26 protein-coding genes are annotated in these 23,109 nt (G+C 66.5%); 9 read left to right on the forward strand and 17 right to left on the reverse strand.

The genetic code is table 11. The features are described from left to right. Nucleotides 1–888: a transglutaminase family protein gene (locus QM789_RS13665; protein WP_420352418.1), complete on the forward strand. Its 888-nt coding sequence runs from the start codon at nucleotides 1–3 to the stop codon at nucleotides 886–888. Here the strand turns inward: QM789_RS13665 and lpxB are convergent. From lpxB to pyrH, 12 genes are all read right to left on the reverse strand, one after another. Further along, entirely contained in the window at nucleotides 852–2,024 is a 1,173-nt protein-coding gene (gene lpxB, locus QM789_RS13670; RefSeq protein WP_420352419.1) for a lipid-A-disaccharide synthase, read from the reverse strand. The two genes, QM789_RS13665 and lpxB, sit on opposite strands and share 37 nt — an antisense overlap. After that, a complete protein-coding gene (locus QM789_RS13675) occupies nucleotides 2,021–2,803 on the reverse strand; it encodes an LpxI family protein (protein ID WP_420352420.1) in 783 nt (260 codons plus the stop codon). The genes lpxB and QM789_RS13675 overlap by 4 nt, the downstream gene beginning before the upstream one ends. Continuing rightward, entirely contained in the window at nucleotides 2,800–3,603 is an 804-nt protein-coding gene (gene lpxA / locus QM789_RS13680; RefSeq protein ID WP_420352421.1) for an acyl-ACP--UDP-N-acetylglucosamine O-acyltransferase, read from the reverse strand. The genes QM789_RS13675 and lpxA overlap by 4 nt, the downstream gene beginning before the upstream one ends. A gap of 10 nt (nucleotides 3,604–3,613) precedes the next feature. Then, nucleotides 3,614–4,081 carry a 3-hydroxyacyl-ACP dehydratase FabZ gene (gene fabZ / locus QM789_RS13685; protein ID WP_420352422.1) on the reverse strand — a complete coding sequence of 156 codons (468 nt, stop codon included), beginning with the start codon at nucleotides 4,079–4,081 and terminating at the stop codon, nucleotides 3,614–3,616. 61 nt (nucleotides 4,082–4,142) lie between these two features. Next, nucleotides 4,143–4,694, reverse strand: coding sequence for an OmpH family outer membrane protein (locus QM789_RS13690; protein ID WP_420352423.1), 552 nt, complete (start codon nucleotides 4,692–4,694; stop codon nucleotides 4,143–4,145). Beyond that, nucleotides 4,694–6,955, reverse strand: coding sequence for an outer membrane protein assembly factor BamA (bamA, locus tag QM789_RS13695; RefSeq protein WP_420352424.1), 2,262 nt, complete (start codon nucleotides 6,953–6,955; stop codon nucleotides 4,694–4,696). Before bamA ends, QM789_RS13690 begins: the two co-directional genes overlap by 1 nt. A gap of 177 nt (nucleotides 6,956–7,132) precedes the next feature. After that, entirely contained in the window at nucleotides 7,133–8,470 is a 1,338-nt protein-coding gene (gene rseP, locus QM789_RS13700) for an RIP metalloprotease RseP (protein WP_420352425.1), read from the reverse strand. Between the two features lie 3 nt (nucleotides 8,471–8,473). Beyond that, a complete protein-coding gene (gene dxr / locus QM789_RS13705) occupies nucleotides 8,474–9,646 on the reverse strand; it encodes a 1-deoxy-D-xylulose-5-phosphate reductoisomerase (RefSeq protein ID WP_420352426.1) in 1,173 nt (390 codons plus the stop codon). 2 nt (nucleotides 9,647–9,648) lie between these two features. Continuing rightward, on the reverse strand, nucleotides 9,649–10,455 hold the full coding sequence (locus QM789_RS13710; protein WP_420352427.1) for a phosphatidate cytidylyltransferase: 807 nt from the start codon (nucleotides 10,453–10,455) through the stop codon (nucleotides 9,649–9,651). Continuing rightward, nucleotides 10,452–11,126, reverse strand: a complete 675-nt coding sequence (uppS, locus tag QM789_RS13715) for a polyprenyl diphosphate synthase (protein ID WP_420353315.1) — start codon at nucleotides 11,124–11,126, stop codon at nucleotides 10,452–10,454. The genes QM789_RS13710 and uppS overlap by 4 nt, the downstream gene beginning before the upstream one ends. Nucleotides 11,127–11,212: 86 nt before the next feature. Continuing rightward, the gene (gene frr / locus QM789_RS13720) at nucleotides 11,213–11,776 is read right to left on the reverse strand and encodes a ribosome recycling factor (RefSeq protein WP_420352428.1); all 564 of its coding nucleotides are present in this window, start codon (nucleotides 11,774–11,776) and stop codon (nucleotides 11,213–11,215) included. Nucleotides 11,777–11,913: 137 nt separating this feature from the next. After that, a complete protein-coding gene (gene pyrH, locus QM789_RS13725) occupies nucleotides 11,914–12,645 on the reverse strand; it encodes a UMP kinase (protein WP_420352429.1) in 732 nt (243 codons plus the stop codon). Nucleotides 12,646–12,747: 102 nt separating this feature from the next. On the opposite strand from pyrH, the gene miaA reads away from it, so the two are divergent. The 3 genes from miaA to QM789_RS13740 all read left to right on the forward strand — a co-directional run bounded on the left by miaA (nucleotide 12,748) and on the right by QM789_RS13740 (nucleotide 15,117). Then, nucleotides 12,748–13,620 (forward strand): tRNA (adenosine(37)-N6)-dimethylallyltransferase MiaA, encoded by an 873-nt coding sequence (gene miaA, locus QM789_RS13730; protein WP_420353316.1) that lies wholly within the window; start codon nucleotides 12,748–12,750, stop codon nucleotides 13,618–13,620. 87 nt (nucleotides 13,621–13,707) lie between these two features. Beyond that, complete coding sequence (locus QM789_RS13735; protein ID WP_420352430.1) at nucleotides 13,708–14,532, forward strand: AraC family transcriptional regulator; 825 nt, start codon at nucleotides 13,708–13,710, stop codon at nucleotides 14,530–14,532. Nucleotides 14,533–14,592: 60 nt separating this feature from the next. Continuing rightward, nucleotides 14,593–15,117: a TIGR00645 family protein gene (locus QM789_RS13740; RefSeq protein ID WP_420352431.1), complete on the forward strand. Its 525-nt coding sequence runs from the start codon at nucleotides 14,593–14,595 to the stop codon at nucleotides 15,115–15,117. Here the strand turns inward: QM789_RS13740 and QM789_RS13745 are convergent. The 3 genes from QM789_RS13745 to QM789_RS13755 are packed head-to-tail and all read right to left on the reverse strand — an operon-like array spanning nucleotide 15,110 to nucleotide 18,074. Then, nucleotides 15,110–15,442: a DUF779 domain-containing protein gene (locus tag QM789_RS13745; protein ID WP_420352432.1), complete on the reverse strand. Its 333-nt coding sequence runs from the start codon at nucleotides 15,440–15,442 to the stop codon at nucleotides 15,110–15,112. The two genes, QM789_RS13740 and QM789_RS13745, sit on opposite strands and share 8 nt — an antisense overlap. 30 nt (nucleotides 15,443–15,472) lie before the next feature. Beyond that, entirely contained in the window at nucleotides 15,473–16,759 is a 1,287-nt protein-coding gene (gene preA, locus QM789_RS13750) for an NAD-dependent dihydropyrimidine dehydrogenase subunit PreA (protein ID WP_420352433.1), read from the reverse strand. 1 nt (nucleotide 16,760) lies between these two features. Beyond that, nucleotides 16,761–18,074 carry an NAD(P)-dependent oxidoreductase gene (locus tag QM789_RS13755; RefSeq protein ID WP_420352434.1) on the reverse strand — a complete coding sequence of 438 codons (1,314 nt, stop codon included), beginning with the start codon at nucleotides 18,072–18,074 and terminating at the stop codon, nucleotides 16,761–16,763. A gap of 270 nt (nucleotides 18,075–18,344) precedes the next feature. On the opposite strand from QM789_RS13755, the gene accB reads away from it, so the two are divergent. Further along, nucleotides 18,345–18,821, forward strand: coding sequence for an acetyl-CoA carboxylase biotin carboxyl carrier protein (gene accB, locus QM789_RS13760; protein WP_420352435.1), 477 nt, complete (start codon nucleotides 18,345–18,347; stop codon nucleotides 18,819–18,821). 10 nt (nucleotides 18,822–18,831) lie between these two features. Continuing rightward, nucleotides 18,832–20,178, forward strand: a complete 1,347-nt coding sequence (accC, locus tag QM789_RS13765; RefSeq protein WP_420352436.1) for an acetyl-CoA carboxylase biotin carboxylase subunit — start codon at nucleotides 18,832–18,834, stop codon at nucleotides 20,176–20,178. Nucleotides 20,179–20,211: 33 nt separating this feature from the next. On the opposite strand, the gene QM789_RS13770 is transcribed toward accC, so the two are convergent. After that, a complete protein-coding gene (locus QM789_RS13770; RefSeq protein WP_420352437.1) occupies nucleotides 20,212–20,628 on the reverse strand; it encodes a PaaI family thioesterase in 417 nt (138 codons plus the stop codon). A 54-nt stretch (nucleotides 20,629–20,682) separates the two neighbouring features. Here QM789_RS13770 and QM789_RS13775 point away from each other — a divergent pair, with 54 nt between their 5' ends. Then, on the forward strand, nucleotides 20,683–21,468 hold the full coding sequence (locus QM789_RS13775; RefSeq protein WP_420352438.1) for an enoyl-CoA hydratase: 786 nt from the start codon (nucleotides 20,683–20,685) through the stop codon (nucleotides 21,466–21,468). On the opposite strand, the gene QM789_RS13780 is transcribed toward QM789_RS13775, so the two are convergent. Next, the gene (locus QM789_RS13780) at nucleotides 21,465–22,214 is read right to left on the reverse strand and encodes a cytochrome c biogenesis CcdA family protein (protein ID WP_420352439.1); all 750 of its coding nucleotides are present in this window, start codon (nucleotides 22,212–22,214) and stop codon (nucleotides 21,465–21,467) included. The genes QM789_RS13775 and QM789_RS13780 overlap by 4 nt on opposite strands. A 72-nt stretch (nucleotides 22,215–22,286) precedes the next feature. Here QM789_RS13780 and QM789_RS13785 point away from each other — a divergent pair, with 72 nt between their 5' ends. Beyond that, the gene (locus tag QM789_RS13785; RefSeq protein WP_420352440.1) at nucleotides 22,287–22,514 is read left to right on the forward strand and encodes a sulfurtransferase TusA family protein; all 228 of its coding nucleotides are present in this window, start codon (nucleotides 22,287–22,289) and stop codon (nucleotides 22,512–22,514) included. 132 nt (nucleotides 22,515–22,646) lie between these two features. Then, nucleotides 22,647–23,108: a 50S ribosomal protein L13 gene (rplM, locus tag QM789_RS13790; RefSeq protein ID WP_420352441.1), complete on the forward strand. Its 462-nt coding sequence runs from the start codon at nucleotides 22,647–22,649 to the stop codon at nucleotides 23,106–23,108. Nucleotide 23,109: the final 1 nt, after the last annotated feature.

Raw genomic sequence — 23,109 nt, forward strand, 5'->3', positions numbered from 1 at the left:
ATGCTTTACGACATCCGCCTGGTGATCGACTACAGCTATGCCGCGCCCTCGGACCATACGCGCAACCTGCTGCGGCTGCTGCCCTTCGACATCGAGGGCAGGCAGCGGGTGATCGTGCGGCACCTGAACGTCGATCCCGCGCCGGACGAACGCCGCGACATGCTGGATTTCTTCGGCAATGCGACGACCGCCGTCGCCTGGCACGCGCCGATCGACTCCGTTTCGCTGCAACTCGCCGCGCGGGTGGAACTGCGTGCGCCCGGGCCGCAGGGGCTCGACCTGTCGCCGCCGCTGGAGCATCTGCCCGCCGAGATCGCGGCGCAACAAAGCCTCGCGCCCGGCGCCCCGCATCATTTCCTGGGCGCCAGCCCGCGGGTGATGCCGCTGCCGGAAATCACCGCCTTCGCGCGCGACACGCTGACGCCCGGCATGACTGCCTTGCAGGCGGTGGAGGCCATCGGGCGGCGCCTTCACCGCGAAATGGAATTCGACGCCGAGGCCACCACCGTCGACACCTCGCCCGCCGAAGCCTTCGTCAAGCGCCGCGGCGTGTGTCAGGATTTCACCCAGATCATGATCGCCGCCCTGCGCGGGATCGGCATTCCGGCGGGCTATGTCTCCGGGTTCCTGCGGACCTTTCCGCCGCCCGGACAACCCCGGCTCGAAGGAGCGGATGCGATGCATGCCTGGGTCCGGGCCTGGGTCGGGCGCGACATCGGCTGGGTCGAATTCGACCCGACGAACGACCAGCAGGCAGGGCTTGATTATGTCGTCGTCGCCTATGGCCGCGACTATTCCGATGTGGCGCCGGTGCGGGGCGTCATGCGCTCCGCCGGCGGGCATGACAGCCGTCAGGCGGTGGATGTGATCCCGCTCGATCCCGCCTGAAGCTCCGCCAGAACCGAACGCGCCGCCCGCAGGCCGGGGGGCTCACCACCCTCGCCCAGACGGTGCATCGTCTCGTTCATCGCCGCCAGTTGGGCCTCCCGCGCCGCCGGGTTCCCGAGCAGCGCCGCAAGGCTCTCCGCAATCGGACCCGGGCGGCATTTCGGCCCGAGAAATTCCGGAATCGCCCGGGTTTCGGACACCAGATTCACCAGCGTCACCGTATCGACCCGCAGCATGTTCCACACGATATGCCAACTAAGCCAGCTCGCATCATAGGCGATGACCATCGGCACCCGGTTCGCCGCAAGCTCAAGACTCACCGTCCCGGAGGCCGCCAACGCCAGATCGGCGGCGGCAAAGGCCGCAAGCCGGTCCTCCGGCGCCTCGACGACAATCGGCGCGACCGGCCATTCCGCCACAATGTCGCGCACCATGGTGGCGACACCGCGCACCGTCGGCACCACCACGCGCAGGCCGGGCTGATCCGCCCGCAGCCGGTCCAGCGCCTCGGCGAACCGGGGGGCCAGCCGCGTCACCTCGCCCCGCCGCGATCCGGGCAGGCACAGCACCAGCGGCTGCTCTGGCCCGATCATCAGCGTTTCGCGGAATTCGGTGGCCTGTTCCGGCGTGGCGCGGCGCTCCGCCACCACCGGATGGCCGACGAAATCACAGCTCATCCCGGCGGCCTGCATATAGGGCGGCTCGAACGGCAGGAGCGCCAGAACATGGTCGATCACCCGCGCCATCTTCGCCGCCCGCCCCGGCCGCCAAGCCCAGACCGAGGGCGCAACGTAATGGATCGTGCGCAGGCCGGGCTTCGCCGCCTTGACGATCCGCGCCACGCGCAGGCAGAAATCCGGGCTGTCGATGGTGATCAGCGCCTCAGCCCCGCTGTCCAGAACCGCCTGCGCGGTCTCGGCGATGCGGCGTTTCAACTGGCGGTATTTCGGCAGGACTTCGGCGATGCCCATCACCGAAAGCTCCTCCATCGGGAACAGGCTCTCCAGCCCCCGCGCCTCCATCTGCGCGCCGCCGACGCCGGTGAAGCTGACATCGGTCAGGCTGCGCAGCCCATCCATCAGCGCGGCGCCGAGCTTGTCCCCCGACGCCTCACCCGCGACCAGAAACAGCTTCATGCGATCCCCCAGAGCGCGATGCCCGCCTGTTCCGCCGCGCGCAGCGTCGCGGCACGGTCCAGCATCAGCACTCCGCCCGCCTTCCAGCAGATGCAGGACAGCTTCGCCTCCGCCGCCTTTTCCACCGTGCGCGGGCCAATGGCGGGCATGTCGATGCGCAGATCCTGCCCCGGCTTCGGCGCCTTGAACAGCACGCCGCCCTCGCGCTGACGGGTGCGGGCGACGAAATCCAGCATCGCATCGGTGCCCGGCAAAGCCTCGACCGCGAGGCACAGCCCCCGCGACACCACCGCGCCCTGCCCCACATCCACCGCGCCAAGCGCCGCGACGATATCGCCCGCCCGCGCCGCATCCGTCCGGTCCCGCTCCGAGACCTGCCCCACCAGCACCCCGGCCTCCGCGACCAGCCCGGGCGCGATCCGGTCGGCGCCGACGACGGTCAGCCCCTTCTCCTCGAACAGCGCGATCACCGCGCGCAGCGTCGCATCGTCGCCCTGCTGGATCGCCGACATGATCCGGGGCACCAGCGTCAGCGTGCGGAAATCGAATTTCGACGCCTCGATCTTCGGCCGCTGGATCGCACCCGCGAAACAGACCTGCCGGATGCCGCGCTTGATCAGATCGTTGAGGAAGGGCACCAGCCGCTCGACCCGAAACCGGATCGCGGCGGGCAGGCCGGAGGGGAAGCCCTCCAACTCGCAGATCAGCAGGTCGGGCCGCTCCGCCGCCAGCAAGGCAGGCAGCGCCCCCGTGCCGGCGATCAGCGCGGTCTGGCTCATTTGTGCGGCCGGGGGGTCAGGAAGCTGCGATCCGAGGGGCCGAGGATGAAGTCCAGAACCTCCCGCACCAGCGGGCTTTCCGGCCCCTCGTCATGCAGCCTGCGCGCGGTTTCGCGGAAACTGCCCTCGGAAAGCACATGATACAGGTCGCGCAGCGCGGCAATGTCGCTGCGCGCGACACCCCGACGCTTCAACCCGACAAGGTTCAGCCCCTCGACATCCGCGCGCGGCCCGGCGACCAGCGCATTGGGCAACACATCCGCCGTCACCATCGACAGCGCCCCGATCATCGCGCCATGGCCGATCCGCACCCATTGATGCACGCCCGACAGACCGCCGACGATCACGTCATCCTCAAGATGGCAATGCCCGGCGATGGCGACCGAATTGACCAGAATCACCCGATTTCCGATCATCACGTCATGCGCGACATGCGAGGACGACATGAACAGGCAGTCGTCGCCCACCCGGGTCACGCCGCCGCCGCCCTCGGTGCCGGTGTTCATCGTGACATATTCACGGATGCGGTTGCGCTTGCCGATGACCAGGCTGGTCTTCTCGCCCTTGAACTTCAGATCCTGCGGGATCTGGCCGAGCGAGGCGAAGGCGAAGACGCTGGTGTCCTCGCCGATCTCGGTCTGACCGGTGACGACTACATGCGATTGCAGGCTGACGCCCGGATGCAGCACCACTTCCGGCCCGACATGGCAGAACGGGCCGATGCTGACCCCCGCCGCGATCTGCGCGCCGTCCTCGATCACCGATGATGGGTGGATGACCGCCCCCGGATCAATCGCCATGATTCTCTCCTCAGGCCTTCGGCTTCGGCGCCATCATGGCCATGAATTCGGCCTCGGCGGCCATTTCACCATCCACCTTGGCCTCGCCCCGGAACTTCCAGACCTTGCCGCCCGGACGGAGGCATTTCACATGCAGTTCCAGCACCTCGCCAGGAACCACCTTGCGGCGGAACTTGCACGAATCAATGCCCATGAAATAGGTCAGCATGTCGCCGCCGATGATGTTGGTGGAAATGCCCACCACGATCGCCGCCGTCTGCGCCAGCGCCTCGACGATCAGCACGCCGGGCATCACCGGCTCTTCCGGGAAGTGGCCGGTGAAATGCGGCTCGTTGCCGGTCACCATCTTCACCCCCACCGCGCCTTCAAAGGGCACGATGTCGCGCACCCTGTCGATCATCAGGAACGGGTAGCGGTGCGGGATGATCTGCTTGATCAGCGCGAGGTCGGCATGGGTATGCGGAGCAGGTTCGGTCATCATCGGTCCTTCAACGGCTTGGATCTTGCTAGCAACGCGGGCAGCCCTTGGCAAGAACGGCTCAGGGCTTCGTTCCGCCATCGCCGAACTTCTGATCGACCAGATGCACGATCTCTTCGGTCACATCGGCATTGGCGATGCCCCGGATGATCGCGCGGCGGTCCAGCACCACCACCGCCCCGCGCTGCGCCAGAAGGTCGTCCAGCAATGGGGAAACGGCCTCCAGAAACGCCTGACGTTCGTCTTCGAGATGCTGGCTCAGCGCCTGCGCCTTCGCCTTCTGCGCGTTGCGGATGCCGGTCGCGCGTTCGTCGAAGGCATTGGCCTCGGCCCGGAATTTCTCCGGATCCATCGTCGCGCGGCGATCCGTCAGCGCCTTTTCCTCGGCGATCAGGTCGTCGGCGATACGGTTGTTCTCCTGCTGGAGATCCTTCGACTGCGTTTCGAGCTCGGCCCGGATCCGCTCGCCCCACTGCGTCCCCTCGAACAGCCGGTCCCAGTCGAGCGTCAGCACCGGATTGGGCAGGCGGATCACCGGCTCGGCCTGCTGCGCCGGGGCGGCCAGAGGCAGCCCCGCCAGCAGCAGCGCAACAAGACCGGCCCGCACCCGCATCAGAACTGCGTCGAGATCGTCAGGTCGAAGTTCTGCTCCTTGTCATAGTCTTCCTTCTTGATCGCGCGCGAGAAGTTCAGCCGCAGCGGGCCGATCGCGGAGCGCCAGAAGACCGAGAACCCGACCGCGGAGCGGATGTGCATGTCGTCGTCAATCGGATCCTGCACGCCGTGCTTGTTGTCGAGCCCCCAGAGCGAGCCGGTATCCCAGAACAGGCCGCCGGTGATGCCGTATTCCTCGGGGAAGCCGAGCGGGAATTCCGATTCCAGCCGCAGCGCCGCATAGTATTTGCCGCCAAGCGCATCCTTGTTCGGCGCACCCAGATCACGCGGGCCGAAGCCGTTGGATTCAAAACCCCGGACCTTGCCGTAGCCGCCGAAGCGGTCGAGCAGCGTCAGTTCGGTATCGCCCCGCTTATGGATGGCGCCGCCCTCAAGCTCCGCCCGCACGGTCACTTCCTCGTGCCAGATCTTGCGTTCGGCGCGCAGCAAGGCGGTAGTTTTCAGCGCCTCCACATCCCCGCCAACGCCGGCAAAATCCTGACCGAAGCGGAAGGTGAAGCCATAGCGCGGGTCGATCCCGGTGCGGCGCGTGTCCCAGGTATAGGTATAGCCAAGCGCCGAGGTCGCCCGCTCGCCCAGTTCCTGTTCATGCCACAGGATCGGCGACGAGCCGGTATTTTCGGTGGGGTTGTACTGCTCCACATCATACAGCTTGTCGCGCGCATAGGTGTAGCGCAGCTCCAGCCGCGAATTCTCGGCGATCGGGAATTCGATCGACGGCGACAGCCCCAACCGCCGGGTCGAATATTCCGAATTGTCGTTCTCGGTGGTATTATACCACACATGCATCCGCGCCTTCAGGTCACGACCGAGGAAATAGGGCTCGATGAAATCCACGGAACTGGATTGCGTGCCCGAGGTGGTGCCGATGTTCACGCCGAGATACTGGCCGCGACCGAGGAAGTTCTGTTCCTGAAGACCGACGTTGATGCCGAAGCCCGAAGCCGCGCCATAGCTCGCGCCGAAGGAGAGCGAGCCGGTCGGCTGCTCCTCGACATTGACGTCGACCACGACCTGATCAGGGCCGGAGCCCTGCCGGGTGTTGACCTCCGCCGTCTTGAAGAACCCGAGCGCGCGGATCCGGTCGGCGGAGCGCTTGATTTCGCGCGGGTTGAAGGGGTCGCCCTCAACGGTGCGGAACTCGCGCCGGATCACCTGGTCCTGTGTGGTGTTGTTGCCCTCGATGTCGATCCGTTCGACGAACAGACGCGGCCCCCGGACCAGCGCGAACTGCACGTTCAGCGTCTGCGTGCGCGGGTCGCGGGTGATGCGCGGATCGACCCGAACGAAATTCGCGCCCTTGCGCAGCGCCAGTTCCTCCATCCGGGTGACGGCCAGGTCGATCGCCGTCGGCGAATAGATCGCCCCTTGCCGGATCTTCGCCAGCCCCTCGAAATCGGCGGCGTTCAGCTCCGTCACCTCGGAAACCGTGGTGATCTGGTTGAACGAATATTGCTGCCCCTCGCGGATGTTGAAGGTCATGAAGAACCCGCTGCGGTCGCGCGCCATTTCCGACGACACACCCGTCACCTCAACATCCGGGTAGCCGCGCGAGCGGTAGAAGTCGATCAGCATCTGCCGGTCGGCCTCAACCCGGTCGGGCACGAAGCTGTCGGAGGAGATCAGCCGGTGCAGCAAGCCCGCCTGTTTCGTCGCCAGAATCTGCCGCAGCTTGCGGTCCGAATAGGAGCGGTTCCCGGTGAAGGTGATGCGCTCGACCTCGGACACCTTGCCCTCGATCACCTCGAAGACGACATCGACGCGGTTGCCGTCGCGGCGGATCACCTTCGGCGTGACACGCGCGGCATAGCGCCCGGCCTCGGCATAGCCCTGCGCGATCAGGTCGGCGTCGCCCTCGACCGTCGACGGAGAGAAGACCTTGCGCGTCTTCGTCTTCACCAGCTTGGCCAGCACGTCATCCTTCATGATGCTGTTGCCCTCGAAGGCCACGGTGCTGACCGTCGGATATTCCTGCACCTTGATCAGCAGCGTGCCACCCTGCGGCACCAGTTCGACCTTCTCGAACAGTCCCGAGCCCTGCAACCGCTGATAGGCGTCGTTCAGCGCACCCGCGCTGACGGCACTGCCCCGCGCGATCTTGGCATAGGACAGGACGGTTGCCGGTTCGATCCGGTCCAGCCCTTCGACGCGCACCTGCGAAAAGCGGTATTCCTGCGCCTGAACGACCATCGGCAGCATCAGAGCCGTCGTTCCGGCCAGAGCCGCCGTCGAAAGGCGGAGCGCAAGACCCCACCGCGCAAAGACTGCGTGTTGCCGGTTCGACATGTCCTGTCCTCGAAACTGCCTCTTGTTCTTGGTCCAGAGGTAGCCGGAAAGCGCCCCCTTGTCAAAAGCACAAGTGGGACGGAATCCGCCTCAGGGGCACCTAATGTCGTTCCACAGGCCAAACAGCATCAGCGTGAGCACCAACGACAGCCCCACCGCCATCAGCCCGTTCATGATCCGCTCCGACGGCGGCTTGCCGGTGATGCCCTCATACAGGTGAAAGACCAGATGCCCGCCGTCCAGAACCGGAATCGGGAACAGGTTCATGAAGCCCACCGCCGTCGACAGCACCGCGATGAACCAGATGAAATCCGCCACCCCGGCCTTTGCCGCCGCCGCCGACCCCTCGGCGATACCGATCGCACCGCGCAGGTTGCACGATGAAATCTGCCCCGCGACCATATGGCCAAGCGCGGAAAGCGAGGAGGACACCACCGTCCAGACCTGCCGCGCGCCGCCGCTGAGCGCATCCACCGGCCCCATCCGCTCGGTCAGCGGCGCGAAGGCCATGTCGCCGGTGGCGCCGATCATGTAGCGGGTCTCGAACCCGGTCGCGGTGGGCACATCGGTGCTGCGCGGGGTAAGCGTCAGGTGCAGCACCTCGCCACCGCCCAAACCCGGGCGCCAGACGGTCAGCGCCATCGGTGCGCCCTTCCCCGCCGCCGTCGCCTCGCGCAGGTCGGTGAAGCGCCAGATCGGCTGGCCGTTCACCTCGGTCACCACGTCGCCCGCCTTCAGCCCCGCGTCATAGGCGGCCGATTGCGGCATGACGCCGGACAGGCGCGGCGGCATCGGCTGCGGCCCCTGCACATCCTCGGTCCGGCCGTCCCGGCCCACCGTCCAACCGATACTCTCCCCCGCCGGCGCCTCCTGCACGGCCTTGTTCAGCCCCGCGTAATCCGGCGTTTCGATCCCGCCGATGGCCAGGATCCTGTCCCCCGCGCGCAACCCGCCCGGCCCGCCGGGCAGGGCGTGAACGGACCCGATCGTCGGCTCCGGCGTGGCCTGCCCCTGCCACAGGAACAGCCCCGCGAAGATCAGGATCGACAGGATGAAGTTGAACACCGGCCCCGCCACCACCGTGGCCGCACGCGCCCAGAGCGGCGCGCCGTGCATGGTGTGGCGCCGCTCCTCCGGGCTCAGCCGGGCGATGGAAGGGTCCGCCCCGGCGGAGGCCGCATTGGCGTCGCCCAGGAATTTCACATAGCCCCCGAGGGGCAGCGCCGACACCTGCCAGCGCGTGCCGTGGCGGTCCACCCGGGAAAACAGCCGCGGCCCGAAGCCGATGGAAAAGGTCTCCGCCCGGATCCCCGACAGCCGCCCGATGATATAGTGGCCGTATTCATGCACCGTGACGATGATCGACAGGGCGACGACAAAGGCCACGACCGTATAGAGCGCATTGCCGAAATCGGGGAGCAGGTCCAAGGGTCAGATCCTTCCGGTGGAAATCCGTTCACGTCCGAGGGCGCGCGCCTCGGCATCCGTTGCCAGAACGTTATCAAGGCTGGCGGGCGCAGTTCCAAGACCCTGCCGCGATGACATGTCCGAGAGCACCGATTCCACCAGCCGCCCCATATCCATGAAGCCGATCCGGCCAGCGATGAACCCGTCGAGCGCCACTTCCTTCGCCGCGTTGAACACCGCCCCCGCAGAGCCGCCGATGGCCATGACTTCGCGCGCCAGCCGCAGCGCCGGGAACCGCACCGGATCCGGCGCCTGAAACGTCAGCCGCCCGATCGCCGCAAGGTCGAGCCGCGCCACCGGCAGATCCCGCCGCGCGGGCCAGTTCAGCGCATAGCCGATGGCATGGCGCATGTCCGGCGCACCCAGATGCGCCATCAGCGCCCCGTCCTGGAAACCGACCAGCGCATGGACCAGGCTTTCGGGATGGACCACGGTGTCGATCTTCTCCGGCGCGATGCCGAAAAACTCCCGCGTTTCAATCAGTTCCATCGCCTTGTTGAACATCGAGGCGCTGTCGATGGTGATCCGCTGCCCCATCGCCCAATTCGGATGAGTGGAGGCCTCGGCCAGCGTCGCACGCTCCAGTTGCGCAAGGGTCCAGTCGCGGAACGGCCCGCCGGACGCGGTGATGATCACGCGCTCGACCTCTTCGATCCGCTCGCCGGTCAGGGCCTGGAACACCGCCGAATGTTCGCTGTCCACCGGCAGGATGCGGGCGCCATGCCGGCGGGCCTCGGCCAGCAGCAGCGGACCGGCGGCGACGAGGCTTTCCTTGTTGGCCAGCGCCAGCGTGGTGCCGTGGCGCAGCGCGGCGAAGCCGGGCGCCAGCCCCGCCGCGCCGACGATCGCGCTCATCACCCAATCGGCCGGACGTTCCGCCGCCTCGATCAGCGCCGCCGTCCCGGCCGCGGCCTCCACGCCCGAACCGTGCAGGGCGGCGCGCAGCGCGGGCAATGCGTCGTCATAGGCCGTCACCGCCACCTCGGCCCGCAATTCGCGCGCCTGCGACGCCAGAAGATCCACGTTCCGCCCGCCGGTCAGCACGACGACCTGAAATTCTCCCTGCGCCCGCACCAGAAGGTCGAGCGTATTCACACCGATCGAGCCGGTGGAACCGAAGACCGAAACCCTGCGCATGTCTATCCTCCGAACCGCGGCAGCAACCCGGCCTGCGAAATCAGCAGCACCATGACCACCGCACCGATCAGCGCGTCGAACCGGTCCATCACGCCGCCATGACCGGGAATCAGGTTCGAGCTGTCCTTCACCCCGGCGCGCCGCTTGATCCAGCTTTCCGCGACATCGCCCATCTGCCCGGCAAAGGCCAGCAGCGGCGACAGCCACAGAATCCGCGTCTCGGCCCCGGCCAGCACCACGAACAGCGCCCCCGTCAGAACCGCCCCGATCCAGCCCGCCACGGTGCCCGACCAGGTTTTCTTCGGGCTGATGCGCGGCCAGAACTTCGGCCCGCCGATCATCCGCCCGGCGAAATAGCCCATCACATCCGACGCCACCACCACCGCAATGATCCACAGCAGCGCGAACATCCCCGCGGGCGGGTTCAGCCCGTCCCGGATCGCGACCAGGCCATAGCCCGTCAGCATCATCGCGAAGGCATAGACCGCCCAGACGATCCGGTCACGCCCGATCCGCCACAGCCCCAGCACCGAGGGCAGCACCAGCGCCGCCAGCGCGAAGGGGGAATGCATCCACAGCACCCAGGCCAGCACGGCACCGGCAAACACCCCCAGCCCCCAGGCGCGCGGCAACCGCCCCTGCGCCGTCATCGCGGCCAGTTCCTGAACCAGCAGCCCGGTCACCACCACCGCCAGCGCGCTGAAGACCGTGCCGCCCAGCCAGATCGCCACCGCCCCAGCCAGCAGCATCGCCAGCCCCGAGATCAGCCGCGCCTTCAGGTCGCCCCATCTGCCCGAAGGCGCCGTCATGCCTTGGCCCCGCCGAAGCGCCTTTCGCGCATGCCGAAACAGGACAGGATCCGGGCCATCTCCTCGGGCGTGAAATCGGGCCAGAGCGTCGGCGTGAACTCGTATTCCGCATAGGCCGCCTGCCAGGGCAGGAAATTCGATGTCCGCGATTCGCCCGAAGTCCGGATCACCAGATCCGGATCCGGCATCCCCGCCGTATCCAGCCGCGCCGAAATCGCCGCATCGTTGATCGCATCGGGCGACAACCGCCCCTCGGCGACATCCTGCGCACAGCGGATGAAGGCCCGGCGCAGCTCGTCGCGCCCGCCGTAATTGATTGCCACGTTGAAGTTCAGCCGGGTGTTGGACGCCGTTCGCTCCTCGATCCCCACCATCAGCGCCTGCAACTTCGGGTCCAGCCGCTCGCGCGCGCCGATGAAGCGCAGCCGCACCCCCTCCGCCGAAAGCCCATCGGCTTCCTTTTCGATGTAGCGCGCGAAAATGCCCATCAGGCCAAGCACTTCCTCGGTCGAGCGCTTCCAGTTCTCGGTCGAGAAGGCATAGACCGTCAGCCAGCGCACGCCCATATCCGGGCAGGCGCGGACGATCTCCTTCACCCGCTCGGCGCCGCGGCGATGGCCCACCAGCCGGGGCCAGCCGCGATTCTTGGCCCAGCGGCCATTGCCATCCATGATGATAGCCACATGGTTCACGCCATAATCGGCGCCGCCAGTCGCTTCCGGGATCTGGGTCACGGCTCTGGGCCCTCCGGCAGGGATCAAACCTGCATGATCTCTGCCTGCTTTGCTTCCAAAGCCTTGTCGACCAGCGCGATCTGGCGGTTCGTCAGTTCCTGGACTTCGGTTTCCCAGAACTTGACGTCATCCTCCGACATGCCGGAGCCCTTCGCCTTCTTCACCTGGTCCATGCCGTCGCGGCGCACGTTGCGGATCGCGACGCGGGCGCTTTCGGCATATTGCGCGGCGACTTTGGTCAGCTCGCGGCGGCGTTCCTCGTTCAGTTCCGGAATCGGCAGCATGATGATCGTGCCGTTGGTCTGCGGATTGATGCCCAGGCCGGATTCGCGCAGCGCCTTCTCGACCTTGTTGACCAGCCCCTTGTCCCAGACGTTGATCGTCACCATTCGCGGCTCCGGCACGTTGACGGTGCCCAGTTGGTTGACCGGCGTCATCGAGCCATAGGCATCGACCATCACCGGATCCACCATCGTCGCCGAGGCCCGCCCCGTCCGCAGGGAAGAAAATTCATGCTTCAGCGAAGCCATCGCGCCGTCCATCCGGCGTTCGAGGTCGTCGATGTCGATTTCGATTTCGTCTGCCATGGGTTCCCCCGGGGGTCTTGCATTTCAGCTTCTTGTAACCGCCTTGGCGGCGAATGGATAGGGGAAAGCGGGCATTGTGCTTTCCCCGTGGCCTTTATTGCCGAGGGATCGTGAACGATCCCTTACCAGCCGGCGATTTATCGCCGGACGGTGGTATAGGTTCCCTGCCCGGCCAGAATACCGCGGAAACCGCCCGGCTCGTCGAGCGAGAACACGATGATCGGCAGGTCGTTGTCCCGCGCCAGCGCGATCGCCGAAGCATCCATCACGCCCAGGTTCTTTTGCAGGCATTCGTCATAGGACACACTGTCGTAGCGCTTCGCATCGGCGTGTTTCTTCGGATCCTTGTCATAGACGCCATCGACCTTCGTACCCTTGAAGATCGCTTCGCAGTTCATTTCGTTCGCGCGCAGCGTCGCCGCCGTGTCGGTGGTGAAATAGGGGTTGCCGGTGCCCGCGGCGAAGATGCAGATCCGCTTCTTTTCCAGGTGCCGCACGGCGCGGCGGCGGATGTAGGGTTCGCAGACCTGATCCATCGGAATCGCCGAGATCACCCGCGTATGCAGGCCGAGCGCCTCAAGCTGCGCCTGCATGCCGAGCGCGTTCATCACCGTGGCCAGCATGCCCATATAGTCGGCCGTGGTGCGCTCCATCCCCTGCGCGGAGCCCGCAAGGCCGCGGAAGATGTTGCCGCCGCCGATCACCATGCAGATCTCGACGCCCAGCGAATGCACCGCCTTCACCTCGCGCGCGATACGGGCGACGGTCGGCGGATGCAGGCCATAGCCCTGATCCCCCATCAGGGCCTCGCCCGAGATCTTCAACAGCACGCGCTTATACTTCACAGTCGGCTCGGCCTCTGCACTCATCTCGGGATTCCCATTTCCGGTTGTCATCGCGCCGCAAAATGTCGCAAATGGCGCCCGGGTTCAACAACGGCTTTCGCCGGATTTGCGACAAGGAGCCACACCCTGCCCGATCCCCTTGATATTCCATCCGATCTTCCGGTGCTGATCGCCGGGCCGACGGCTTCGGGGAAATCCGCGCTGGCGATCCGGATCGCGCGGGCGGGCGGGATCGTGGTCAATGCCGATGCGCTTCAGGTCTGGTCGTGCTGGCGCGTGCTGTCGGCCCGGCCCTCCCCGGACGACGAACAGAGCGTGCCGCACCGGCTTTATGGCCATCGCAATCCGGGCGCGGAGTATTCCGTCGGCCAGTGGCTGCGCGAAATCGCCCCGATTCTCGCCGCCCATCGCGCGGGCGGGCCGCGGCCGGTGATCGTCGGCGGCACGGGGCTGTATTTCACCGCGCTGACCGAGGGGCTGGCCGAAATCCCCGAAACCCCGCCCGAGGTCCGGGCCGAGGCGAACACCCTGCCCGCCGCGCGGATGTTGGCCGATCTGGACCCCGCCACCGCCGCCCGGATCGACCAGCGGAACCCGATGCGGGTGCAGCGCGCCTGGGAGGTGCAGCGCGCGACCGGGCGTGGCCTCGCCGCCTGGCAGGACGACACGCCGCCGCCGCTCCTGCCGCTCACGGCCTGCGTGCCGCTGCTGCTTGAGGCCGAACGGGACTGGCTGGCGGAACGGATCGACCGCCGTTTTGCCCAGATGATGGCGGAGGGCGCGCTGGAGGAGGTCCGCGCGGTGGCACCGGTCTGGGATCCTTCGGCGCTCTGGGCGAAGGCGATCGGGGCGCCCGAACTGATCGCGCATCTGCGCGGAGAATTGCCGATGGCAGAGGCCGTCGCCCGCGCACAGGCCGCCACCCGGCAATATGCGAAGCGGCAACGCACATGGTTTCGCGCGCGGATGCGCGACTGGCACAAGATCCAGCGTCCCTGACCCGCCTTCCGCCGACCCGGAAAAACCTGTTGGAGACAAGGGCCTCCGCCCCTATCCTCAGACGCAGGACAAAGCCGGGACGCGCCCATGAAACTGTTCAGCACTCCGCCCCTGTCGCAATATGCCCCCGAAGCCGCGCGCGCCCGCATCCTGCCGGTGACCCGCCTCGCGCAGGGCGGACGCTGGCGGGTCGAGGCGATGCGCGCCCTGCCGGAACCCTGCCTGTTGTGGTTCACCCGCGGTCAGGGCCGGATCACACTGGGCGGGCTGACGCGCGGCTACGGCGCGCATAACGCGGTCTTCATCCCGGCGGGCGTGATGCACGGCTTCGAGGTCGGCCCACAGACGCAGGGCGCCGCCGTCTTCTTCGGCCGGGATGGCGACATCCTGTTGCCCGGAACGGCGCTGCACCTGCGCATCCGCGAGAGCGGGCCGCAGATCGAACTCTCTGCCCTGATCGAGGCCGCCAGCCGCGAACTGGAAAGCAAGAAACCCGGCGCCGACCGCGCGGCGCAGATGCACCTCGGCCTGATCGGGGTCTGGCTCGAACGGCAGGGCGCGGTGACGGTCAACGAGGCGCAGCCCTCCGACGCCGCCCGCAAGCTGGCCGCGCGCTATGTCGACCTGCTGGAACGCGATTTCCGCACGGGTCTCGGTATCGCCGATTTCGCCGCCGTGCTCGGCGTCACGCCCACGCATCTGAGCCGGGTCTGCCGCCAGACCTGCGCGCGCTCCGCCCATGACCTGTTGCAGGACCGCCGCCTCTATGAGGCCCGCCGCCTGCTGGCCGATACGCAGGCGCCGGTGAAGGACATATCCAACCGGCTCGGCTTCACCAGCCCGGCCTATTTCACCCGCGCCTTCCACCTGAAGACCGGCAAGACCCCCTCGGCCTTCCGAAAGGCCGACTGAGCCCTTTGCATCCGCAGCATTCCTGCCTATCTCCGCCGGATCGAACGAACGAGGGGAAGAATGGAAAAGGCAATCGAACGGGTGCTTTTCGCCAGCCGCTGGCTGATGGCGCCGATGTATCTTGGGCTGGTGGGGGCGCTCCTGATCCTGCTGTGGTCGTTCCTCAAGGAGCTGGTGCATTACCTCATGATCCTGCCGCAACTGGAGGTCGATGACGCGGTGATGGCGGTGCTGTCGATGATCGACCTGACGCTGGCGGCCAATCTGGTGGTGATCGTGATCTTCTCGGGCTACGAGAATTTCGTCTCGCGCATGGATCTGGACGACCACGAGGACCGCCCCGACTGGCAGGGCGAGGTCGATTTCTCGGCGCTGAAGCTCAAGCTGATCGCCTCGATCGTGGCGATTTCCGGGATCCACCTGCTGAAGGTGTTCATGGATGTCGACAAATACCCGGCGGACAAGATCAAATGGATGCTGATCATCCACGTCGTCTTCGTGATCTCGGGCGTGCTGCTGGCGGCGATGGACTGGATTTCCAACCACGCCAAGTCGCTGAAGAAAGCCAAGGCGAAGGCTATCTGACGCAGACCTCCGAAAGGGTCACGAAACGCATCGGGCGGCCGTTGTCCAGGCTGAACTGGCCGCCCATCAGCCCCGGCACCGCGTCGATGATCAGGTCGGTGTGCTGCCATGCCGCGAATTGCGGGCCGGAGATATAGACCGGCATGCCGCCGACCTCGCCCAGCCGCACGTCACTGTCGCCGATCAGGAATTCCCCCTGCGGATAGCACATCGGCACCGATCCGTCGCAACAGCCGCCCGACTGGTGGAACAGCACCGGGCCGTGATCGGCGACGATCTCGGCCAGCAGTTGCAGCGCGGCGGGGGTGGCGGAAACTTCGGTCATGGGGCGAGTGTAGTGCGCCCCATGCCATAATCAAGCCATCGGATTGTTCGGGTGCGTCGTCCAGTTGGCATAGGGCGCGACGGGCCGCCCGGTGCGCGGATCCACCGCGCCCAGCGGCAGGGTCTTCATGTCGATGCAATCGACCGGGCAGACATCGACGCAGAGGTTGCAGGCCACGCATTCCTCGTCCTTGACCGAATAGACCCGCCCCTCGCCCACCGCGATCGCCTGATGCGAGGTATCCTCGCAGGCGGCATAGCAGCGGCCGCATTTGATGCAGTCATCCTGGTCGATCACCGCCTTGGTGACATGGTTCAGGTTCAGGTGTTGCCATTCGGTGAAATTCGGCACCGCGCGGCCGATAATTTCATCGACCGAGGTAAAACCCTTCCGGTCCATATAGTCGGACAGGCCGGAAATCATCTCCTGCACCACCTTGAAACCATAGGTCATCGCCGCCGTGCAGACCTGCACATTCCCCGCCCCCATCGCGAGGAACTCCGCCGCGTCGCGCCAGGTCGTCACCCCGCCGATACCCGAAATCGGCAGGCCGCGGGTTTCGGCATGGCGCGCGATCTCCCCCACCATGTTGAGCGCGATCGGCTTCACCGCCGGGCCGCAATAGCCGCCATGGGTGCCCTTGCCGTCGATCATCGGCTCCGGCGCGAAATCGTCCAGATTGACCGATGTCACCGATTTGATCGTGTTGATCAGGCTGACCGCATCCGCCCCGCCGCGCCGCGCCGCCATCGCCGGCGGCAGGATCGAGGTCACGTTCGGCGTCAGCTTCACGATGCAGGGCATTCGCGAATACTGCTTCACCCAGCGGGTGACCATTTCGATATATTCCGGCACCTGTCCCACCGCCGAGCCCATGCCGCGCTCCGCCATGCCATGCGGGCAGCCGAAGTTCAGCTCGACCCCATCGGCGCCGGTGTCTTCGATCTGGCGCAGGATCGCCTTCCAGCTATCCTCCTCGCAGGGCACCATCAGGCTGATCACCAGCGCGCGGTCGGGGTAGTCGCGCTTGACCGATTTGATCTCCCGCAGGTTCACCTCCAAAGGCCGGTCGGTGATCAGTTCGATATTGTTGATCCCCATCACCCGCCGGTCGCCGCCATAGATCACGCCGTAGCGCGGGCCGGAGACATTGACCACCGGCGGCCCTTCGGCGCCCAGCGTCTTCCACACCACGCCGCCCCAGCCCGCCTCATAGGCGCGGCGCACGTTATATTCCTTGTCCGTCGGCGGCGCCGAAGCGAGCCAGAACGGATTCGGGGATTTGATGCCGATGAAGTCGGAACGCAGGTCAGCCATCTCAGACCCCCATCAGGTAGCTGTGAATATCCTCGGCGGCATCGCGGCCCTCGGCCACCGCCGTCACGGTCAGGTCTTCGCCGCCAACGGCGCAATCGCCGCCCGCCCAGACCCCGGCGGCCGATGTCCGCCCCGCGCCATCGACCCAGATCCTGCCCCCCGCCAGCCGGATTTCCTCCGGCATCGGGCCAAGCCGCTGGCCGATCGCCTTGAAGACCTGATCGGCGGGCAGGCGGAAGGTCTCCTCTCCCGTCGCGAATTCCACCTCGCGCACCGCGCCATTGCCATGGATCGCCACCGGCGTGGCGTTCTCGATGATCCGCACCCCTTTCGACAGCGCCAGTTCCTGTTCATAGACCGAGGCGGGCATCTCGGCCCGCGTGCGGCGATAGACGATGGTCACGTTCAGCGCGCCCAGCAGCTTCGCCTGCACCGCCGCATCGACCGCCGTCATCCCGCCGCCGATCACGATCACCTCCCGCCCGACCGGCAGCGCCGCAAGGTCGCCCGCCTGCCGCAGCTCGGCGATGAACTCGGTCGCGGGCAGGATGCCGGTCTTGTCCTCTCCCGCCAGCCGAAGCGCGTTGACGCCCGAAAGCCCCATGCCCAGAAACACCGCGTCATGATCCGCCAGAAGGTCCACGAGCGTCCCGTCCCCCGCGCGGCCCAGCATCCAGTTGCCGATGACCCTGATCCCGCCGATCTGCAACAGCCAGTCCACTTCGCGCGATGCGAACTGCTCCACCGCCTTGTAGGAGGCGATGCCGTATTCGTTCAGCCCGCCCGCCTTGGGCCGCGCCTCGAAGACCGTCACCTCATGGCCCTTCATCGCCAGCCGGTGCGCACAGGCAAGCCCCGCCGGACCCGCCCCCACCACGGCGACCGATTTCCCGGTCGCGGGGCCGCGCGCGAAAGGGTGGCTCTGCTTCGCCATCATCGCATCCGTGGCATAGCGTTGCAGCGCGCCGATCTCGACCGGCTTGCCCTCGGCGGTTTCCCGCACACAGGCGCCCTCGCACAGGTTTTCGGTCGGGCAGACCCGCGCGCACATGCCGCCAAGGATGTTCTGGCCCAGGATCGTCTTCGCCGCCGCCTCCGGCGTGCCGGTCATGATCTGGCGGATGAACAGCGGGATGTCGATCGCGGTCGGACAGGCCTCGGCGCAGGGCGCATCATGGCAGAAATAGCACCGATCCGCCGCCACCTGCGCCTGATGCGCATCGAGCGGCGGCGAAAGATCGGCAAAATTCGCCGCATAGCTGCCCTGCGGCAGCCGACCGGGCGCAATGCCCGGCGTGAACTGGCTGTTGGTCACTTTGGACCTCCCTGGCTTGTCGTTCTCTTCACGGTGCCAGCGTGGATTTTTTTATCAAGTGGTAAAATACGCCGCGCCGCGGCAGACCAGGGCAATCGCCGAAACACTATGCGCCCCCCTGCCCCCTGCCACAAAACAAGGCATTTTACGGAGCCCCCGTTCATGCTTTCCTCTGCCGGATTGGTCGCGTATAAGGCAAAAATGACGTGGCAACCCCCGGCGCGAAAAGACCGGGCAGGCACAGACCTGACAGCACCCCTTGAGGACGGCATGACCAAACAATCCCATGACAACGACGTGGCCTTCATCCAGGCGCTCGCCGAGCTTCTGAACCGCAACGAACTGACCGAGATTTCGGTGGTGCGGGAATATGGCGAGGATGACAGCCTTGAGGTCCGCGTGGTGAAGCAGGCGACGGTCGTGGCCGCTCCGGTGGCGGCTGCCCCCGCCCCTGCCGCCGCTGCCGCAGCGACCCCCGCCGCAGCGCCCGCGGAGGCCGATCCGGCGCGGCTGCCCGGCGCGGTGACCTCGCCTATGGTCGGGACCGCCTATCTGGCCCCCGAACCCGGCGCGCAGGCCTTCGTCAAGGTCGGCGACGTGGTGAAGGAAGGCCAGACCCTGCTGATCATCGAGGCGATGAAGACGATGAACCACATCCCCTCGCCGCGCGCGGGCACCGTCAAGCGCGTGCTGATCGACGATGGCGCCCCCGTCGAATACGGCGGCGCGCTGATGATCGTCGAGTGAGGGCGGGCAGATGTTCGACAAGATCCTGATCGCCAACCGCGGCGAGATCGCCTTGCGCGTGATCCGGGCCTGCCGCGAGATGGGGATCGCCTCGGTCGCGGTGCATTCCACGGCCGACAGCGACGCCATGCACGTGCGCATGGCCGACGAAAGCGTCTGCATCGGGCCGCCGCCGTCCTCCGAAAGCTATCTGAACGTCGCGGCGATCATCGCGGCGTGCGAGATCACCGGCGCGCAGGCGATCCATCCGGGCTATGGCTTCCTGTCCGAAAACGCGAATTTCGTGCAGGCGCTCGAAGACCACAACATCACCTTCATCGGGCCGCGCGCGGAACATATCCGCATCATGGGCGACAAGATCACCGCGAAGGACACCGCGAAATCACTGGGGATCCCGGTGGTGCCGGGTTCGGCCGGTGGCGTGCACGAGGTCGATGAGGCGAAGCGCATCGCGCAGGAGATCGGTTATCCGGTCATCATCAAGGCGACGGCGGGCGGCGGCGGGCGCGGCATGAAGGTCGCGCTGAGCGAGGCCGAACTCGAAGTCGCCTTCCGCACCGCGCGCAGCGAGGCCAAGGCCGCCTTCGGCAATGACGAAGTGTATATGGAGAAATACCTCCAGAAGCCGCGCCATATCGAGATTCAGGTGTTCGGCGACGGCAAGGGCCGCGCCGTCTATCTGGGCGAGCGGGACTGTTCGCTGCAACGGCGCCACCAGAAGGTGTTCGAGGAGGCCCCCGGCCCCTGCATCACCCCCGAGCAGCGCGAGCGCATCGGCTCGGTCGTCGCCAAGGCGATGGCGGAACTGAAATACGCGGGCGCGGGCACGATCGAATTCCTGTTCGAGGATGGCGAGTTCTACTTCATCGAGATGAACACCCGGTTGCAGGTGGAACATCCGGTGACCGAGGCGATCTATGGCGTCGATCTGGTCCGCGAACAGATCCGCGTCGCCGCCGGCCTGCCGATGGAGTTCCATCAGAAGGATCTGCACATCCGCGGCGCCGCGATCGAGGTGCGGATCAATGCCGAGAAGCTGCCGGGCTTCACCCCCTGCCCCGGCACGATCACGCAATACCACGCGCCGGGCGGCCTTGGCGTGCGGATGGACAGCGCGATCTATGACGGCTACAGGATCCCGCCCTATTACGACAGCCTGATCGGCAAGCTGATCGTCCATGGCCGGGACAGGCAGGAGGCGCTGGCCCGCCTGAGCCGCGCGCTTGGCGAGCTGATCGTGGACGGGGTGGATACCACCGTGCCGCTATTCCACGCGCTGCTGGCCGAGCCCGACATCCAGAAGGGCGATTATTCGATCCACTGGCTGGAAAAATGGCTCGCCCGCACCTACGGTTGATGCCAGCCCCCCGCTCCGGCGGGGGGTTTGCGTTTACGTTTTGGGGAGCGCATAGGTCATCGAGGCGCGCGCCACCGGCTCCGTCTCACCCTCCGAATAGATCAGCACATCGCCTACCGCGAGCGTCCGGCCCAGCTTGAGCAGCCGCACCTTCGCCACCAGATCGCGCTCCGCCGCCGGCTTGCGCATGAAGTCGATCGTGGCATTCGTCGTCACCGCCAGGGCCACCGGGCCAAGGCGGCTCAGGATCGCCAGATAGATCCCCACATCCGCCAGCGCGAACATGTTCGGCCCCGAAACGGTCCCCCCGGGCCGCAGGTGCCGATCGGCTACGCGCAGCCGCAACACCAGATCCTCGCCCACCGCCTCGACCGCGAAATCCCCCGCGACCTGCGGAAATTCGCGCGCCACGAAGGCCTCCAGCGCCGGGCCGTCCATCGCCAATTCCATCTTTCCTCCCCGCTCTTCCTGCCGCTAGAGTTCCAGCGAGAGGGAGGAATTGCAATGACGGAACTGGTGGAACTGACGCGCGCGGGCACGGTTGCGCATCTGCGGATGAATGCTCCGGGCAGCCTGAACGCGCTGTCCGATGCGATGCTGGCGGCGCTGAAGGCGCGGCTGACGGAGTTGGGGGAGGATGACGGAACGCGGGTGATCGTGCTGTCCGGCGCCGGAAAGGCGTTCTGCGCGGGCCATGACCTGAAGGAGATGCAGGCCGGGCGGCAGGCCGAGGATGGCGGGCGCGGCTATTTCGCCGATCTGTTCGCGCGCTGCGCCGAGGTGATGCAACTGATCCCCACCCTGCCGCAGCCGGTGATCGCGCAGGTGCATGGCATCGCCACGGCGGCGGGCTGCCAATTGGTCGCGACCTGCGACATGGCGGTAGCCGCCGAGGGCACGCGGTTCGGGGTGAACGGGGTCAACATCGGGCTGTTCTGCTCGACGCCCATGGTGGCGCTGAGCCGCAACGTGCCGCGCAAGACCGCGTTCGAGATGCTGACGACCGGGGAATTCCTGGATGCCGCCCGCGCGCGGGAGGTCGGGCTGGTGAACCGGGTCGTGCCTGCCGGGGATCTGGCGGCGGAAACGGAGCGGCTGGCGCAGACCGTGGCGGCGAAGCTCTCCGCCGCGGTGCGGATCGGCAAGCGGGCATTCTACGATCAGGCGGGGATGAGCCTTGCCGATGCCTATCGGCACACCGCCGAGGTGATGGTCGAGAACATGATGCTGCGCGACACCGACGAAGGCATCTGCGCCTTCATCGAAAAGCGCGCGCCCGACTGGGCCTAGCCGATCGCGGCGAGCGCCGGGAAGGTCTCCAGCAGCCAGAAGGCGAAGGCGGTGAACTGCCCCGTCAGCATCATCAGCCCGACGGTCCAAAGCAGCAGACCGGAGATCTTCTCGATCCGCCCCATGTGGCGCCGCATCCAGCCCATGACACCGCGCAGGCCGGGGAAGAAGGCCGCCACCAGCAGGAATGGCACACCCAGCCCCGCGGCGTAGAACGCGAGCAGTGCCGCGCCGCGCGACACATCCCCGCCCGATGCCGCCATCGACAGGATCGCCGCCAGCACCGGCCCGAGGCAGGGCGTCCAGCCGAAGGCGAAGGCGAGGCCGAGCAGATAGGCCCCGAAGGCCGAGCCGCCCGCATCCTTCGCCTCCATCCGCGCCTCGCGGTCAAGAAAGCCGATCCGGTAGACGCCGACGAAATGCGCGCCAAACAGCATGATCAGCGCGCCGGAAGCCTTGGTCAACGTGTCCTGCCACGCGCCGAGCGCCCGACCGAGGGCCGAAATACTCATCCCCATCAGCAGGAAGACCGTCGACAGGCCCAGCACGAAGAACACCGCCGCCGTCAGCGCCCGCCGCCGCGCCCCGCCACCGGCCATTTCCGTCACCGAAACCCCGCCCATATAGGCCAGATAAGGCGGCACGATCGGCAGCACGCAGGGGCTGAGAAACGACAAAATCCCCGCCGCCAGCGCGATCAGCGCAGCGGGCAGGAAGGCGGCATCCATCAGGTCAATTCCAAACATGGCCCTTCCTAGCATCGCCCGGCGCCGCCGTCACCCGTGGACATTTCTCCGCGGGCGGGCTAGCCGGCGGATATGGAACCCCTGACCCGGATCGACGCGCGCGGCCTGCTGTGCCCGCTTCCCGTCCTGCGCCTGCGCAAGGTGCTGGAGGGGCTGGACCGTGGCGCGGTGGTGGAACTGCTGGCGACGGATGGGGCAAGCTGGATCGACGTGCCGCATTTCTGCGCGCAGGCCGGACATGGGCTGATTTCGGCCGAAGACACCGGGGGCGTGCTGCGCTATGTGGTGCGCAAGAACTGAGGTATTAAAATACCTATTTTGTTAGCTATTGTTTTTACTACATTAATTCGACACCAGCGGGCTTGCTTTTTGCGGCCGGATCGTTGAAAAGCCCACATCCGAATTCCACAACCCTTCAAAGGGCGATCTGCAATGAAAACCTATACCGCGAAACCGGCGGAGATCGAAAAGAAGTGGATCCTGATCGACGCTGAAGGCGTCGTTCTGGGCCGTCTCGCTTCGATCGTTGCCATGCGTCTGCGTGGCAAGCACAAAGCAACCTTCACGCCGCACATGGACATGGGCGACAACGTGATCATCATCAACGCCGACAAGGTGCAGATGACGGGCACGAAGCGCGAAGACAAACGCTACTACTGGCACACCGGCCACCCGGGCGGGATCAAGTTCCGCACCGCGCGTCAGGTGCTGGAAGGCGCCCACCCCGAGCGCGTCGTGATCAAGGCCGTCGAGCGCATGATCTCGCGCAACCGTCTGGGCCGCGAGCAGATGTCGAACCTGCGTGTCTATGCCGGTGCCGCGCATCCGCATGAAGCCCAGCAACCCGAAGTTCTCGACGTCAAGTCGCTGAACAAGAAGAACACCCGGAGCTGAT

The organism is Paenirhodobacter sp. (genome assembly GCF_047600745.1).
Taxonomy (GTDB): domain Bacteria; phylum Pseudomonadota; class Alphaproteobacteria; order Rhodobacterales; family Rhodobacteraceae; genus Rhodobacter.

Excerpts from the sequence above, each read along its gene's own strand:
- QM789_RS13665 (WP_420352418.1), top strand. The coding sequence starts at position 1 with ATGCTTTACGACATCCGCCTGGTGATCGACTACAGCTATGCCGCGCCC.
- QM789_RS13780 (WP_420352439.1), bottom strand. The coding sequence starts at position 22,214 with ATGTTTGGAATTGACCTGATGGATGCCGCCTTCCTGCCCGCTGCGCTG.
- pyrH (WP_420352429.1), bottom strand. The coding sequence starts at position 12,645 with ATGAGTGCAGAGGCCGAGCCGACTGTGAAGTATAAGCGCGTGCTGTTG.
- bamA (WP_420352424.1), bottom strand. The coding sequence starts at position 6,955 with ATGCTGCCGATGGTCGTTCAGGCGCAGGAATACCGCTTTTCGCAGGTG.
- QM789_RS13690 (WP_420352423.1), bottom strand. The coding sequence starts at position 4,694 with ATGCGGGTGCGGGCCGGTCTTGTTGCGCTGCTGCTGGCGGGGCTGCCT.
- uppS (WP_420353315.1), bottom strand. The coding sequence starts at position 11,126 with ATGGATGGCAATGGCCGCTGGGCCAAGAATCGCGGCTGGCCCCGGCTG.
- fabZ (WP_420352422.1), bottom strand. The coding sequence starts at position 4,081 with ATGACCGAACCTGCTCCGCATACCCATGCCGACCTCGCGCTGATCAAG.
- QM789_RS13770 (WP_420352437.1), bottom strand. The coding sequence starts at position 20,628 with ATGGAATTGGCGATGGACGGCCCGGCGCTGGAGGCCTTCGTGGCGCGC.
- QM789_RS13775 (WP_420352438.1), top strand. The coding sequence starts at position 20,683 with ATGACGGAACTGGTGGAACTGACGCGCGCGGGCACGGTTGCGCATCTG.
- frr (WP_420352428.1), bottom strand. The coding sequence starts at position 11,776 with ATGGCAGACGAAATCGAAATCGACATCGACGACCTCGAACGCCGGATG.
- QM789_RS13785 (WP_420352440.1), top strand. The coding sequence starts at position 22,287 with ATGGAACCCCTGACCCGGATCGACGCGCGCGGCCTGCTGTGCCCGCTT.
- rplM (WP_420352441.1), top strand. The coding sequence starts at position 22,647 with ATGAAAACCTATACCGCGAAACCGGCGGAGATCGAAAAGAAGTGGATC.
- QM789_RS13745 (WP_420352432.1), bottom strand. The coding sequence starts at position 15,442 with ATGACCGAAGTTTCCGCCACCCCCGCCGCGCTGCAACTGCTGGCCGAG.
- QM789_RS13740 (WP_420352431.1), top strand. The coding sequence starts at position 14,593 with ATGGAAAAGGCAATCGAACGGGTGCTTTTCGCCAGCCGCTGGCTGATG.
- accC (WP_420352436.1), top strand. The coding sequence starts at position 18,832 with ATGTTCGACAAGATCCTGATCGCCAACCGCGGCGAGATCGCCTTGCGC.
- QM789_RS13675 (WP_420352420.1), bottom strand. The coding sequence starts at position 2,803 with ATGAGCCAGACCGCGCTGATCGCCGGCACGGGGGCGCTGCCTGCCTTG.
- QM789_RS13710 (WP_420352427.1), bottom strand. The coding sequence starts at position 10,455 with ATGACGGCGCCTTCGGGCAGATGGGGCGACCTGAAGGCGCGGCTGATC.
- dxr (WP_420352426.1), bottom strand. The coding sequence starts at position 9,646 with ATGCGCAGGGTTTCGGTCTTCGGTTCCACCGGCTCGATCGGTGTGAAT.
- lpxA (WP_420352421.1), bottom strand. The coding sequence starts at position 3,603 with ATGGCGATTGATCCGGGGGCGGTCATCCACCCATCATCGGTGATCGAG.
- accB (WP_420352435.1), top strand. The coding sequence starts at position 18,345 with ATGACCAAACAATCCCATGACAACGACGTGGCCTTCATCCAGGCGCTC.
- lpxB (WP_420352419.1), bottom strand. The coding sequence starts at position 2,024 with ATGAAGCTGTTTCTGGTCGCGGGTGAGGCGTCGGGGGACAAGCTCGGC.
- preA (WP_420352433.1), bottom strand. The coding sequence starts at position 16,759 with ATGGCTGACCTGCGTTCCGACTTCATCGGCATCAAATCCCCGAATCCG.
- QM789_RS13735 (WP_420352430.1), top strand. The coding sequence starts at position 13,708 with ATGAAACTGTTCAGCACTCCGCCCCTGTCGCAATATGCCCCCGAAGCC.